The following is a 13,997-nucleotide window of genomic DNA, read 5'->3' on the forward strand; positions in this document are numbered from 1 at the left end:
CAGTGGGCATTCTAGAAGAAATGGCATCCATCACATCGCTGTGACCGTGCGAGCCGCCGGACGCTAATCGCACTTGGGGGTGAACCACCACAATGTGGCGTAGCCTCAAAGGTTCTGGCTACCTGGGTGCTGTCGAGGACAGCGCTTGTACAGTTCTGGTTTAGCGCTCGTTCTGCTCGCGGTCAACGGTATTTTGGGGGCGGCTGTTGCGCCAATCGGTAGCGCTGGAAGACCTTGGAGGCCGGTGGCTTTCCATGGCCGGTTGGTCGTTCGTCGGCTTTTAATGTGAGCCTGCTTAATTGCATGGACTTGAACATTTGCATCGTCACTGACCAGTCAATTGCATTCGTGCTGATCAACCGTTTGCATTCGACTTGACCAGCACACGCCGTAGTGACGACCGGCGGAGAACGGCCGATTGTGTTGAAAAAGTCGGTCCTTCCAGATTGTCGGCGTACTGACTGCTAAAAACGCCTTTTTTGCGCGCAGCTACGCGAGATCTGAGCCCGCACCAGATACAGGTTTCCAGATGGTTGTGGCTGTCTGTGGAGCACCCAGCAAAGCCCGCCTCGTGCGGGCTTTGTTCTTTCTGCTTGTCTTGTATTGTCTTTGTGTATCTACGAGAAGCAATGACTTTCTGAAAGTCGAGAGTGATCCGTCGAGTGGGAATTTCAAGGCGTATAGCATTCGGCGTTGCATGCGCCTCCGTTTACGCTCTAGAGCGTGGCCAAGGCGCCGGTACCAGTCCAGAATGAGCGGCGACGCGAATTAGTAGCGAATATCAGTAATTAGCTATTTTTCCATTTGTTCCTGAGGCTTTTTATCGAAGAACGCAAATTGGCCTTTTTGGCTTCAGGAGTTAGTAAACAAACGGATCCACGAGGTAGGCCAAAGACCTTCTCAATGTTTGATTGAATTGTTTTAACGGATGCATCACTTCGAGCTACCTTGAATCTAGTGCCGATAGGTTTTTTATCCAATCCAAGCTCTGTGTCGTCGTAGTCAGCACTTATCTCAAGTTTCCACTTGAAAGGTTTGCTGCACAACGTTCTACTCGGATTGCTGATACGGTCGATTTTTACCTTGTAACCGTCAAACTCAAGGTCATAGGCAATGTGGTCTTCAATCCTTTTTACGTTGATTGAATTCCAGGTTGTCCAGTCTGCCGACTTGGTTAAAACCTCAATTTGACAAGATAATGGCTTTTTCTCGTCACGGTTCAGCATTAGAGAGTCCGACAAGTCCAGCCTGCTGCGTGCAGATACGGCAATGATTTTATCGTTTGAATCTAAGCAGGTTATCTTTGAGTGTGCTGGCCATTGAATCATTGTTCACAACTCCATGTCTTTCGTGTTGGCTTTCAAAAATATGATGCTGCACATTTTAGACGTCGCATCATTAGACGGCCTCAGCCTCAGTTTTTTAGACCAGGGCCGGAGCGAAATTTACTTAAAGTTCAGCCATCAGCGCGGCGACGATTTTATCGTGACGAACCTGGATTGCATCTTGATCCCAAACGCTACCAGCGCTGGCAAACTTCGCTATTTCCCGTTGTTGGGCGTTGTGCTGGTAGGTTGCCAGTTTCTCGGCGAACGGGATGTTTCCCACTGCACAGTTGTGGGATTTGGACACCAGCAGGTAATTGCCGAGGCAGTTGAGGTATTCGCCTTTGAAGATTTCGTCGTAGGTACCGTAGCCATGTGGGCGGGCTGTGGGCTCGGTGGAAGGAGCGATATGTTCCAGCTCTGGACGCTTGATGTCGCTATAGCGCTGCGGCTCGTAGCCGCGTTGACCCTGACATTTCAGGTGCACTTCATATTTCCATAGCAGGTGCTTGGCGGTCGGGTGACCGATTTCAATTTCCAGCGCCTCCGCCAGCTTTTCGTTGTTCCAATAGGCCCACCACCAATTTTTTGTAGTCTTGAGGTAGTCGATGAGTTCAAGGACCGGAGCTATCGACGGCGCCTCGCTGGTAAACGCCTCGTAAGCATCATTGATGCGGGAAGTGATATCCGCACGGGTGCCAATCAAGCGATGGCGGATGATCAGGCTCTCAAATGCGACGCAAAGCTGGTTCTTGTCCGATAGGGGAAGGCCAAAGCGGTAGGCCTTGAGAATGAATGGCAATACAACCGCGATCCCGCCCAAAGTCACCAGTGAGTGGATCGGAAAACTGTTTCGCTCGTCATCGCCGAAGAAAACCGACAAATGCTCGAAACTGATAGCCAGTGAATTGGTGAAATCTTTCACAAATTCAAGAGGCGCCTCTGCAGCGAGCATCTTTTCAATCCGGTCCAGCGCGCCGCTTTCCCATAGGGAATTGAAGTGAACGCGCAAGGTGTACTGCAGCACGTCGTCTTCATTGATCCGGTATTCAATCGCCGAGATCGACTTGTAGATGGTCTCGAAGCGATTCTGGATCTCTTCGATCAGGCTGTCTTTCGCTTGTTGGTCTTCGCCATGAAGATGGATGGCATACATGAATTGCGCCTTCACCACCTCCAGGTTGGACGGGCGCTTGCCGCGGTTGTTCTGGAAGATAAACATCTGGATGGCTTCAGCCTCGTCTCGCACCGGGTGCGTACTGCACGATGCCTGAGACACAATCCGCAGCATGTCGGTCAAGTAGGCTTCAGGCTGAGCGCCCAGCTTCTTTTTGAAGAAGTCGAACGCATTGATGAGTCGTTGGGCGGATGTGGTCAGCGAAGCAGGGGCGGCCGTTCTGGACTGGTTGATCACATAATCGACAAAGGTCTGGTTGTCGTAGTCGACCGTCTTGAAGCGGATCTGACTTTCCCGTTTGATCATGTCTTTGTAGCGGTCCTGCTCGTCTTCGGTCAGGGCGCGCTTTGCTTGCAGGCACGCGAACAAGGCCGCCAGAAACAGCGTGATCGTGGTCAGGCGCTGCTGGCCGTCAATAACCCGATACTCTCCCTGCGTCTGTTCAAACAGGAAATGGCCGAAGTAATAAGGGCTGCGGGAATTACTGCTGCGGTAGGCTTCCAGGTCGGAGAGAAACACCTGTGTCTGGCTGGCGCGGCTCGAACCTTCGGCTGGCGTGTCCCAGGCATAGGCGCGTTGGTACGCGGGCACTACGATGCGGTTGTTGGCCAGCATGCTGCGAATGGTTGACGAGGCTTCCACGGGGTATGTCCTTATGAGCGGTGGCGTTTTGCCTCATCATCGCTTGAGTCGAGATTTTTTGCATGCTTGAGCACTACATTTCGCTCGGCTCCGTCAACATCCCCCCCACGCAGCCCTAGACGGCTAACCTTTGCCTAGAGCCAGCTGATTGACGTGCTCTTGAAGTGCGGTGAGGTCTTCCACGATGCGCCCCAGTGGGTAGACATGCCCGTTCAGCATGCCCGAGCGCTCCATGGCGTAGTAGTCGTCCTCCAGTCGAGGAGAATTGTTCTGATCTGGAATCAGATTCAGCTCACCACTGACACACCGGCCGTAGTGCGTCGTGGCTTGTTGCACTGCGCATGAATCAGAGTGACCTTCTCCCAGAAGGTCCTAGCCGGCGAGAAAACCACTACCTTCTCTGCCTTTGGGAAGGCAATGCCTTCGAACAGCTCAGCAATTCCGGCTGAATGGAGTGGACCGCATTCGGATCGATGATATTTCAACTGCAAACGACTGGTCAGTGGCAATGCAATTAGGTGGTCAAGTGAGATGCAATTACGCAGAGCCCACGCGAGTGGGAATGCAGAGCCTTCCCGCTCGCGTGGGCTTGGCCGAGAAAGCCCCAAAAGCGTGACTTGCAGCGGCGACAGTCGCCACTTCTGTCTCCATGCTGCAGACCAGGTATTACGTGGGGTGTCGCCGGTGTCGCCGCTGTCGCGAAATCAACCATCACTCCATCTGGGGAGTCATTCTCGGTTACCGGCGAAGTCCGGTGAGCGCTCACCGTTTGGGCACGACGTTGTGGTCCCTGGTTTGATTGATCGCAGATGCCGACAGGTTGCCAGTGGCCGCTTTCTGGATGTGCTCACTCCACCAGGCCATCATCGGACGCCGGCGTTCGATGTAGTCAGCTCGGTTGTAAGCGCTTCGGACTTCATCCTTGTCGACATGCGCCAGCGCAACTTCGATCAGCTCCGGATCCCACCCATGCTCGTTCAGGATGGTGCTGGCCATGGAGCGCATGCCGTGGCTGACCAAGCGGTCCTGGAAGCCCATGCGTTTCAACGCCATGTTGGCGGTCTGGCTGTTGGCGTGGGTGCGCGGATTTCTATCTGCCGGGAACACGTATTCCCTGTGGCCGCTGTGGGGCTTGAGCGCCTCCAGTAACGCGAGTGCATGTTCGGTCAGCGGGATGGTGTGCGGACGACGCTTTTTCATGCGCTCCGGCGGGATAGTCCAGATGCGTTTGTCGAAGTCGATGTCTGCCCATCGTGTGGTCGCCGCTTCGGCGGGACGGGTCATGGTGTGCAGTTGCCATTCGATCAGGCAGCGGGTGATCCGCTTGATGCTGGCGTTCGCGATTTCGATCATGAGCTCGGAAAGCTCATCGGGTCGTAGCGCGGCCATGTTCTGTTTCTTGGGTTTCTTGAATACTGCGCGAATGCCGCTGAGGGGGTTCGCAAAGATCAGTCCTGAATTGACCCCGTAGGTCATGATCTCGTTGAGCCGTTGGCTCAATCGCTTCACTGTCTCGAGGCTGCCTTTGGCCTCGATTGGGCGAAGCAGTTCGATGACCATCGGTGCGCTGATTTTTGAGAGTGGCGTTGTTTTCAGGTCTGGAAATAGATGCAGCGTGAGCGAGCGCCAAATGTCTTCGGCGTACGCCGGTGTGACGGAGTCCTTCTTCAGTTCGAACCAGGCGGTGGCCACGTTCTCGAACGTATGTTCCGTCTCCGCTCGTTTGGCTTCGTCTTGTGCATTGCGTTGCACCTTGGGATCAATGCCTTGTGCAAGCAGCTCGCGCGCTTCCACCACTTTTTTCCTGGCGTTCGCTAGTGAGAGCTCTGGGTACGTGCCCAGTCCCATATTGATACGATTTTTGGTTACCGGCTCGCGGTAGTTGAAGTTCCACAGCATCGAGCCGTTGCTCCTAACTCGAAGCTGGAGGCCGTCACCATCGCTGAGGACGTAATCCTTGTCTTTTGCCTTGACTGCCTTGAGCTGGCGGTCGGAAAGGCGAAGGGCTGGAGCAGGCATGAGAGCTACCTCTGACACCGTTTTGGTATTCCAAAAAATAGCACCGGATGGCTTGGAATACCATTTGGAATACCAAAACGGCTGGAACTCAAAAAACCTCTGCGGAGCCCAGTAGTGCTTAAGCCCTTGATTTTACTGAATTTGAGCCACAAAAAAAGACGTCCGTGGACGTCTTTAGATGATGAAGTGGTGGAGCCGGGGGGATTTGAACCCCCGTCCGCCAGTACTCCGCTGTCGGTACTACATGCGTAGCCGTGTCTATTAAGTTAACCCTCAGCGACCCGACGGGCAGGGTGCTTTGGGCGAGTTGTGTAAGTTTTAGCCGCTTCGTCCACAACGTACTGCACGGCGATTCTGTTCTATATGACAATCACTTTGGGTTTACAGACATCCCCTGGTGATTGCTGGACCCGAAGGTACCAGAAGCTCAGGGCTAAGGCTGCTTACGCAGCGAGAGCGAATTCCTGGCCGTAGTTTTCGTCATTGGCAACTATAAGTAGTTGCAACAGTGGATTTACGAGTTCTGTTACCAACTCGGCATGCACCTAAAGTTTCGCAACCGGCGTCGAATCCTAAACGGCCCCGAGCTCACTGCTCTGTGGATCAATTTGAGCGGCAAGCCTGTGCAGTGTACGCCAACCCGGACGATAAGGCCAACCCGAAGGTTGGCCTTGAACGCGCATCAGCCCTTGTCGGGGGTTCGAGTCTGGATTTTGGTCAGGGCCCCGGTGGTGACTTCAATGCAATCCTTGGTGTTACCGGCAGTCCTGGCGTCCTGTGCTTTCTTCAGTGCCGCCTTGGCGTTGTCCATGGCGTTTTCCGAGGTGGCAGGCGCGGTGGCGATGGCATCCTGGAGTTTCTGGATATTGCCATCGCACAGGTCTTCATCCGCAGCAAACACCGGCGAGGCCAACAGTGCAGCGGTGATGAACAATCCAGCAATTGCAGAGTGCTTCATGGGTATCTCCTTGTGCATGAGGGCTCGGTGCTGCCGGTCGATGGGGCTGCTGGCCGAGGTGGTAAGCTCTTTTGCAGGGCTTAGCTAGATGACTATAGACGCGCGCAGGAATTCGGTTTTTTTTTGCGGTTTTGCCGAGGCGGTAGGGGCGCGCGCGCTTGCGGCTTGCTCGCTCCCACACGCTCGCGTACCTACACACCCACCCCGGGTACGCCCTATGCCGGGCGGGCCTGGGTCACTCGGTCTACCAGGTAGACCAGGCCGTGGTAGTCGATCCCGCCGTGCTGGCTGAGGCCGATTTCACAGGTGCGGCTGGTGGAGATGCCTTCGCTGCAATGCTGCACGGCGTCCTTGAGGGTGCGCAGTGAGTGGGCGTTCAGCTCGGGGGTGGTGAAGCCTTTGTCGCCGGCAAACCCGCAGCAGTGGATGCCTTCGGGAATCACCACGTTGTTGCTGCAGCGCCGGACCAGGTCGATCAGTGCCTGGCTTTCGCCCAGGTGCTGGGTGCTGCAGGTCACGTGCACGGCAATCGGGGCGTCTTGCGGGGTGAAGTCGAGGCGTTCCAGCAGGTGGCTGCGGATGAAGCGCACCGGGTCGTACAGGTCCAGGCGTGTGTCGCCCAGGTCCTGCATCAGGCGCAGGGTGCAGGGGCTGGTGTCGCAGTAGATCGGATCGAGCCCGCCGCGGCTGGCGTGGAGCAGGGCGCCGAGCAGTTCCTGGCGTTTGTGTTCGGCTTGTTCGGCATAGCCTTTGGACGCGAACGGCTGGCCGCAGCAGAGGTTGTCCAGGTTGTCCGGAAACACCACTTGATAGCCGGCTTTTTCCAGCAGGCCGCGGGTTTTGTCGTACAGCGAGGTCTGTTCCTTGTCGCCCGCTGCCGGACCCATGGCGCGTGAGACGCAGGCCGCCAGGTAGACCACTCGCGGGCGCTCATCGCTGACCGTCGGGCTGAAGCGGATCGCCCGCTCCGGCTGGGGCATGGCGTTGCTCCACTGCGGAATCTGCCCTTTGGACAGCTGACTGAGGCGAGCCGAGAGTTTGCTCAGGCGCGGGGCGCCCAGCAGCATCCGCGCGCCGTTGGCCACGTGCAGGGTGAAACGCGCGCCTTGCAGGGCCGTGGCGAAATGCCCTTCCAGCCAGTTGGCGGTTTTCACATGGGTGGCGCTGCGGCTGCGCAGTTTTTTCACCAGTTCGCCGGTGTTGATGCCCACCGGGCAGCGTTGCGCACACAGGCCCGTCGCCGCGCAGGTGTCGAGGCCCTGGTATTGGTAGGCTTCTTCCAGTTCGCGGGTGTCGATGCCGGCGCGTTTTTTCGCCTGGATGTCGCGCCAGATCACGATGCGCTGGCGTGGGCTCAGGGTCAGGCCTTTGGAGGGGCAGACCGGCTCGCAGAAACCGCACTCGATGCATTTGTCGACGATCTCGTCGGCGGCCGGCAAGGGCTTGAGGTGCTTGAGGTGGATCTGCGGGTCGTCGCTCAAGACCACGTCCGGGTTGAGGATGGCGTTGGGGTCGAGCAGGCGTTTGAGCTGCCACATCAACTGGTAGGCATCGCTGCCCCATTCCAGTTCGACGAAGGGCGCCATGTTGCGCCCGGTGCCGTGTTCGGCCTTGAGCGAGCCGCCGAATTCCACGGCCACCAATTGCGCCACGTCGTCCATGAACGCCTGGTAGCGAGCGACTTCTTCCGGGCTGTTGAAGCCCTGGGTGAAGACGAAGTGCAGGTTGCCCTCCAGCGCGTGGCCGAACAGGATCGCTTCGTCGTAGTGGTGTTTGTCGAACAGTTCGATCAGGCGGTTGACGCCGATTGCCAGTTGCTCCACGGGGAAGGTGACGTCTTCGATGATCACCGTGGTCCCGGTTTTGCGCACCGCGCCGACGGCGGGGAAGGTGTCCTTGCGGATCGCCCAGAGCTTGGCATTTTCCGCCGGGTCCTGGGTGAAGTCGACCTGTTTTTCCACCGGGAATGGCGCCAGCGAGGCCATGATCTGCGCCAGTTGCTCTTCCAGCAGCGCCGACGTGGCGGCGCGGGATTCGATCAGCAAGGCACAGGCCTGGCTCGACAGTTGCTGGACGAACGCCGGCATCCCGGGTTTGTCCTGCACCGAGCGCAGGCTACGACGGTCCAGCAGTTCCACCGCCGAGACTGGCTGGCTCTTGAGCACGGTGACGGCGGTGCAGCAGGTTTCCACATCAGGGAAGACGATCAGCGCCGAGGCTTTGTGCGGATGGTCGATCACGGTGTCGTAGGTCACCGCGCTGATGAAGCCCAGGGTGCCTTCGGAGCCCACCAACAGGTGGCTCAAGATATCCACAGGCTCGTCGTAGTCCACCAGGGCATTGAGTGACAGGCCGGTGGTGTTTTTCAGACGGTATTTATGACGAATTTTCGCCGCCAGGCTGGCATTGGCCCGGGTCTCGCGGCCCAGGGTCGCCAGGCGTTCCAGCAGCTCGGCATGACTAACGCGAAAGGCCGCGACGCTGGCGGGGTCTTCGCTGTCCAGGCGACTGCCGTCGGCCAGTACCAGGCGAATCCCGGCCAGGGTGTGGTAGGTGTTCTGGGCCGTGCCGCAGCACATGCCGCTGGCGTTGTTGGCGACGATGCCACCGATCTTGCAGGCATTGATCGAGGCCGGGTCGGGGCCGATCTTGCGTCCGAAAGGGGCCAGCCAGGCGTTGGCCTGAGCGCCGATGACTCCCGGTTGCAGGCGGATCTGGGTGCCCTGGCCACGGATCTCGCGGCCGTTCCAGTTATCCCCCAGCACGATCAGGACCGAGTCGCTGATGGCTTGGCCGGACAGGCTGGTGCCGGCCGCGCGGAAGGTCACCGGGACACGGTCGCGCTGGGCCAGTTGCAGCAGGCTGACCACTTCGTCTTCGGACTCGACGCGGATCACCAGTTGCGGGATCAGTCGGTAGAAGCTGGCGTCGGTGCCAAAGGCCAGGGTCGACAGCGGGTCGTCGAAACGTCGCTCGCGGGGGATCAGTTGTTGCACATCGCGCAGGAAAGCCGTCGGTAGAGTCATTGGTCCTCCAGGATCAGTACCACCAGGTCTTTCGGACCGTGGGCGCCGTACGCCAGGACTTGCTCGATGTCGGCGGTCTTCGATGGGCCGGACACCAGCAGTGCGTTGGTCGGCATGCCTTGGGCCCAGTTGAATTCGCGTTGCACCTGATAGAAGTTGTCGCGGATTTCGCTGGCCTTGAGCAGGGCGAAATGCACCGGCGGCACCAGGCTCATCAGGCGCGGTTCTTCGCGGGTCGGCCAGAGGATCAGGCTACCGGTGGCGGCGATGGCCCCGAGGGTGGTGGTCAGGCTGGCCGGGGTGTCGTTGAACAACTCGGCTTTCCACTGTTCTACCGGCCGGTCGTAGGCTTTTAGCGTCGCCAGCCCGGGGTGTTGCGCCCAATGCTGGGTGACGCGTTGCCCGTGGGCGGTGGTCGGGGCGATCAACAGGCTGGTCAATTGGCGCTCAGCCAGCAGCTGCGCGAGCAATGCCGGCCAGCCGTCCGCCGAGGTCAGGTGGATTTCGGTGTGCACCGCTTCCATCAGCTTGCGCAGTTGTGGGATGCGTTGTTCGGCGGTGTAGGTGTAGGGCTCGGTCACCAGCGCTTCATCGAAGTTGTCGGGCACCGGTGTGGTGCCCGTCAGGCTGTGGCGCAGCTTGGCGAGAATGTTCTGTTTGGCACTCATCAGCGATCCCCCTGTTTGCCCAGATGCTCGCGGGCCATGTCGTGCAGTGAGCGGGCGGCCGGTTTTGGCGCGCTGTGGTTTTGCGTCCAGGGGCCAACGTTGTTCGGCGTGAGCGCGCGCAGGCGGGTGGCGAAGAAGCCGAACAGCCGATACAGGGTCGGCGAGCTGTTGAGCCTGGCCCAGGCGTTCCAGATGAAACGCTCTTTGCGCGAGTACTTGCTGCCCTGGCCGCGCATGACGGGGTGCGGGCTGTCTGGCGCCTTGACGTTCTCTTCGCGCAGGCGGCGCAGCAGGGCCGGGATCGGGATTTTCACCGGGCACACTTCACCGCAGGCGCCACACAGGGAGGACGCGCTCGGGTGGTCCGGGACTTTCGCCAGGCCGACCATGTGCGGGGTGATGATCTTGCCGATCGGCCCAGGGTAGACCTCGCCATAGGCGTGGCCGCCGATGCGGGTGTAGACCGGGCAGTGGTTCATGCAGGCACCGCAGCGGATGCAGTTGAGCGTCTGGCGCAGTTCGCTGTCGGCGAAGGCCTGGCTGCGGCCGTTGTCCAGCAGCACCAGGTGCACTTGCTGCGGACCATCGAGTTCGTGGGCCTGACGCGGACCGGAGATCATGTTGACGTAGGTGGTGATCGGCTGGCCAAGGGCCGAGCGGGTCAGCAGCGACAGCAGCGGGACGACGTCGCGCAGGTTCTCGACGACTTTCTCGATCCCGGTGACGGCGATATGCACTGGTGGCACGGTGGTCGACATGCGGCCGTTGCCTTCGTTTTCCACCAGCAGCAGGGTGCCGGTTTCGGCCACGGCGAAGTTGACGCCGGAGACGCCGATGTCGGCTTCGAAGAATTTCTGGCGCAAGACTTTGCGCCCGATCTGAATGAGTTGGTCAACGTCCTTGGTGTACTCCACGCCAAGTTTGTCGTGGAACAAGGACGCGACCTGACCGGCATTCTTGTGGATCGCCGGCATAATAATGTGTGAAGGCTTCTCGTGGTCGAGCTGGACGATGAACTCGCCCATGTCCGATTCCAGGCATTCAATGCCCTGTTCAGCGAGGACATGGTTCATCTCCATCTCTTCGCTGACCATCGATTTGCCCTTGATCACTTGCCGCGCCTCGTGAGCGCGGATGATCTTGAGGACGATGCCATTGGCCTCGTCCACCGTTTCCGCCCAGTGCACGGTCACACCGTTGCGGGTCAGGTTCTGTTCAAGTTGCTCGAGCAGGTCGGGCAGCTTGGATAACGCGCGGGCGCGGACAGCATTGCCCAGCGCGCGCAAATGTTCTCTTTCGTGGGCATCGCTGAAGGACGCTGCCCGTTTTGTCATCAGTGAATCCATCGCAGTGCGAAAGTTGTTTCGCAGTTGCTTGTCGTCCAAGGCCTTGTGAGCCCGGGCGCGAAAATCTTCGTCGACGCTGACCGTCGGAATAATCGTGGAAGTGCTCATCGGGCACCTCCGGTTCGCTGCCAGAGGAAGCTGGCCAGGTGTTGGCCACGCAACGCTGCTTGTTGTTTCTCCAGCGAGCCGTTGATGTTCATCAAGCAACCGCAGTCGGCACTGAGTACCTGGTGCGCACCGGATTCCTTCAACGCGCGGGTCTTGTCCGCCACCATCGCGCCGGAAATGTCTGGCATACGGACGCTGAACGTCCCGCCAAAGCCACAACATTCACTTTCGTGATCGTGATTGACCCGTTCCACGTTGCTCAGTTGCGCCAACAACTCGCGACCGTGCAGGTGGGTGTTCATCTCGCGGCGTGCCGAGCACGACGTGTGCAGGGCCACCTTGACCGGTGCGCCGCTGTCCTTGAGCTGCACCTTGCAGACAAACAGCAGGAACTCGGCCAATTCATACGTCCGGGCGGCGAGCGCCTGGACTTGTTGCAGCGTATCCGGCTCGTCCTTGAACAGGTCGGCGTAGTGTTCGCGCAGCATGCCGGCGCAGGAACCCGACGGCACGACCACCGGATAATCCCCGGCAAACAACGCCAATTGCGAGCGCGCCACGGTCCGTGCCTGCTCGGTGTAACCCGAGGTGTAGGCCGGTTGTCCGCAGCAGCTTTGGCCTTGCGGGTACTCCACGCGAATGCCTTCGCGCTCCAGCAGGTGAATCGCGTCCATCCCGGCTTCGGGATAGAACAGGTCGACCACACACGTGCCGAACAGGTAGACCCGTGGCGGTTTTTCGCTGGGGTACTGGCGCGGTTCTGGCAGTGGCGGGGCAACGCGGGTCGCGTTCGGCACGGCGTTGTAGAAAAGCTCGCTCATCAGGCGTGTCTCCGGGTGGTCCCGGTTATCCGTCCGCTGCGGTTGCTGACTGTAAAGCGACAAGCTTTCAGCAACCTTGCAGACCGGGTTGTGAGTTGCAGACGCCGCAGGCGGGCCACGGCGTCGGTTCTTTCGCTGTTACTTAGTGCACCAGCATGCCAGTGAACCAATAGGCCTGGGCCAGTGTGATCAGGCCGACAATGGTTGCAAAGAATAGGCTGTGCTTGAGGGTGAAGCGGAACAGGTCCGACTCTTTGCCCACCAGGCCGGTCGCGGCGCAGGCCACGGCGATCGATTGTGGCGAGATCATTTTTCCGGTCACGCCGCCGCTGGTGTTGGCGGCCACGAGCAAGGTGTCGCTGACGCCGATCTGGTGCGCGGTGGTTGCCTGCAGCGAACTGAACAGGGCATTGGAGGAGGTGTCCGAACCAGTGAGGAACACGCCCAGCCAGCCGAGGAACGGCGAGAAGAACGGGAACGCCGCGCCGGTGCCGGCCAGGACCAGGGCCATGGTCGACGACATGCCCGAGTAGTTGGTGACGAAGGCGAAGGCCAGCACCATACCGATCGAAAGGATCGGCCAGCGCAGTTCGTAGAAGGTTTCCTTCAAAGTGGTCAGACCAGTTTTGAAGTTGATCTTCAGTACCCACATCGAGATCAGTGCGGAGAAGAAGATCGCCGTGCCGGTCGCCGAAATCGGGTCCAGCTTGAACACCGCAGGAATGGCCGTCGGGTTGGTGACGATCGGGGCGACCTTGATCACCATCTGGTCCAGGTGCGGGATGGCGAAGTTGAACACCCAGCTGTACATCGAGCCGCCCGCGGCAAACATTGCCTTGAAGGGCTTGAGGGTCCAGATGGTCACCAGCACGGTGAGGATCAGGAACGGCGACCAGGCCTTGATGATTTCACCCAGGCTGTAGGGCGAAGCCACGCTGGTGCGTTTCTGTCCGAAACCACCGGCGCTGGCGGTGACTACGGCGTCCGAGGTGACACCAGCGATCTGCGCGCCAGCGGTACGTTTAGGCTGCCAGACCTTGAGGAACAGGGTCAGGGAAATCAGGCTGGCCAGGGCCGAGGTGATGTCCGGCAGTTCCGGGCCGATGAAGTTGGAGGTGAAGTACTGGGTGATGGCGAAGCTCAGGCCAGCGACCAGGGCGGCCGGCCAGGTTTCCCGCACGCCGCGCATGCCGTCCATCATGAATACCAGCCAGAACGGCACGAACAGCGACAGCAGTGGCAGTTGGCGGCCAGTCATGGCGCCGATCTTGAAGGCGTCGATGCCTGTCACCTGGCCGGCGACGATGATCGGGATGCCCAGTGCGCCAAACGCCACGGGGGCGGTGTTGGCAATCAGGCACAGGCCGGCGGCGTACAGCGGGTTGAAGCCAAGGCCGACCAGTAGGGCGGCGGTAATGGCCACTGGTGCGCCGAAGCCTGCCGCACCTTCGAGGAAGGCACCGAAGCAGAAGCCGATCAGCAGCACTTGCAGGCGCTGGTCATCGGTAATCGACAGCACTGAGCTGCGGATCACTTCGAACTGGCCGCTCTTGACCGTGAGTTTGTAGAGGAACACGGCGGCCACGATGATCCAGGCAATGGGCCACAGTCCGTAGGCGAAACCATAACCGGCGGCGGCGAACGCCATGTCGACCGGCATCTGGAAGGCAAAGATCGCCACCAGGATCGACAACGCCAGGGTGATGCTGCCGGCGACGTGTCCTTTGAGGCGGAACACGGCCAGAGCCAGGAAGAAAAATACGATGGGGATAACGGCCGCGAGCGCGGACAAGCCGAGACTGCCGAGCGGGCTGTAGAGCTGTTGCCAGGTTTGCATATGGGGTGGCCCCTAATTGTTGTTGGTCAGGCACTGATCGCGTTCTTGGATAATTGGTAAGACCAATTTA

9 protein-coding genes and 1 other RNA gene are annotated in these 13,997 nt (G+C 59.2%); all 10 read right to left on the minus strand.

Annotated features, from left to right (window positions below):
* Positions 1-788 precede the first annotated feature (788 nt).
* Complete coding sequence (locus H7995_RS14500; RefSeq protein WP_185818537.1) at positions 789-1,328, minus strand: hypothetical protein; 540 nt, start codon at positions 1,326-1,328, stop codon at positions 789-791.
* Between the two features lie 121 nt (positions 1,329-1,449).
* Positions 1,450-3,144 carry a DUF262 domain-containing protein gene (locus tag H7995_RS14505; RefSeq protein WP_342345333.1) on the minus strand — a complete coding sequence of 565 codons (1,695 nt, stop codon included), beginning with the start codon at positions 3,142-3,144 and terminating at the stop codon, positions 1,450-1,452.
* Between the two features lie 762 nt (positions 3,145-3,906).
* Positions 3,907-5,163, minus strand: coding sequence for an integrase domain-containing protein (locus H7995_RS14510; protein ID WP_185818538.1), 1,257 nt, complete (start codon positions 5,161-5,163; stop codon positions 3,907-3,909).
* A 187-nt stretch (positions 5,164-5,350) separates the two neighbouring features.
* Positions 5,351-5,747: a transfer-messenger RNA gene (ssrA, locus tag H7995_RS14515) on the minus strand.
* A 98-nt stretch (positions 5,748-5,845) separates the two neighbouring features.
* Complete coding sequence (locus H7995_RS14520; RefSeq protein WP_166590393.1) at positions 5,846-6,121, minus strand: hypothetical protein; 276 nt, start codon at positions 6,119-6,121, stop codon at positions 5,846-5,848.
* 215 nt (positions 6,122-6,336) lie between these two features.
* Complete coding sequence (locus tag H7995_RS14525) at positions 6,337-9,147, minus strand: FAD-binding and (Fe-S)-binding domain-containing protein (RefSeq protein ID WP_166590394.1); 2,811 nt, start codon at positions 9,145-9,147, stop codon at positions 6,337-6,339.
* A complete protein-coding gene (locus H7995_RS14530) occupies positions 9,144-9,815 on the minus strand; it encodes a LutC/YkgG family protein (RefSeq protein ID WP_185818539.1) in 672 nt (223 codons plus the stop codon). Before H7995_RS14530 ends, H7995_RS14525 begins: the two co-directional genes overlap by 4 nt.
* Entirely contained in the window at positions 9,815-11,269 is a 1,455-nt protein-coding gene (locus H7995_RS14535) for a LutB/LldF family L-lactate oxidation iron-sulfur protein (RefSeq protein ID WP_166590396.1), read from the minus strand. The genes H7995_RS14530 and H7995_RS14535 overlap by 1 nt, the downstream gene beginning before the upstream one ends.
* Complete coding sequence (locus H7995_RS14540; RefSeq protein ID WP_166590397.1) at positions 11,266-12,090, minus strand: (Fe-S)-binding protein; 825 nt, start codon at positions 12,088-12,090, stop codon at positions 11,266-11,268. Before H7995_RS14540 ends, H7995_RS14535 begins: the two co-directional genes overlap by 4 nt.
* Positions 12,091-12,232: 142 nt before the next feature.
* On the minus strand, positions 12,233-13,927 hold the full coding sequence (locus H7995_RS14545) for a lactate permease LctP family transporter (RefSeq protein WP_166590398.1): 1,695 nt from the start codon (positions 13,925-13,927) through the stop codon (positions 12,233-12,235).
* Positions 13,928-13,997: the final 70 nt, after the last annotated feature.

The sequence above is a fragment of the Pseudomonas kielensis genome, from assembly GCF_014236655.1.
GTDB classification, from domain to species: domain Bacteria; phylum Pseudomonadota; class Gammaproteobacteria; order Pseudomonadales; family Pseudomonadaceae; genus Aquipseudomonas; species Aquipseudomonas kielensis.

Coding starts and splice junctions, on each gene's coding strand:
- H7995_RS14500 (WP_185818537.1), bottom strand. CDS start 1,328: ATGATTCAATGGCCAGCACACTCAAAGATAACCTGCTTAGATTCAAAC.
- H7995_RS14510 (WP_185818538.1), bottom strand. CDS start 5,163: ATGCCTGCTCCAGCCCTTCGCCTTTCCGACCGCCAGCTCAAGGCAGTC.
- H7995_RS14520 (WP_166590393.1), bottom strand. CDS start 6,121: ATGAAGCACTCTGCAATTGCTGGATTGTTCATCACCGCTGCACTGTTG.
- H7995_RS14525 (WP_166590394.1), bottom strand. CDS start 9,147: ATGACTCTACCGACGGCTTTCCTGCGCGATGTGCAACAACTGATCCCC.
- H7995_RS14530 (WP_185818539.1), bottom strand. CDS start 9,815: ATGAGTGCCAAACAGAACATTCTCGCCAAGCTGCGCCACAGCCTGACG.
- H7995_RS14535 (WP_166590396.1), bottom strand. CDS start 11,269: ATGAGCACTTCCACGATTATTCCGACGGTCAGCGTCGACGAAGATTTT.
- H7995_RS14540 (WP_166590397.1), bottom strand. CDS start 12,090: ATGAGCGAGCTTTTCTACAACGCCGTGCCGAACGCGACCCGCGTTGCC.
- H7995_RS14545 (WP_166590398.1), bottom strand. CDS start 13,927: ATGCAAACCTGGCAACAGCTCTACAGCCCGCTCGGCAGTCTCGGCTTG.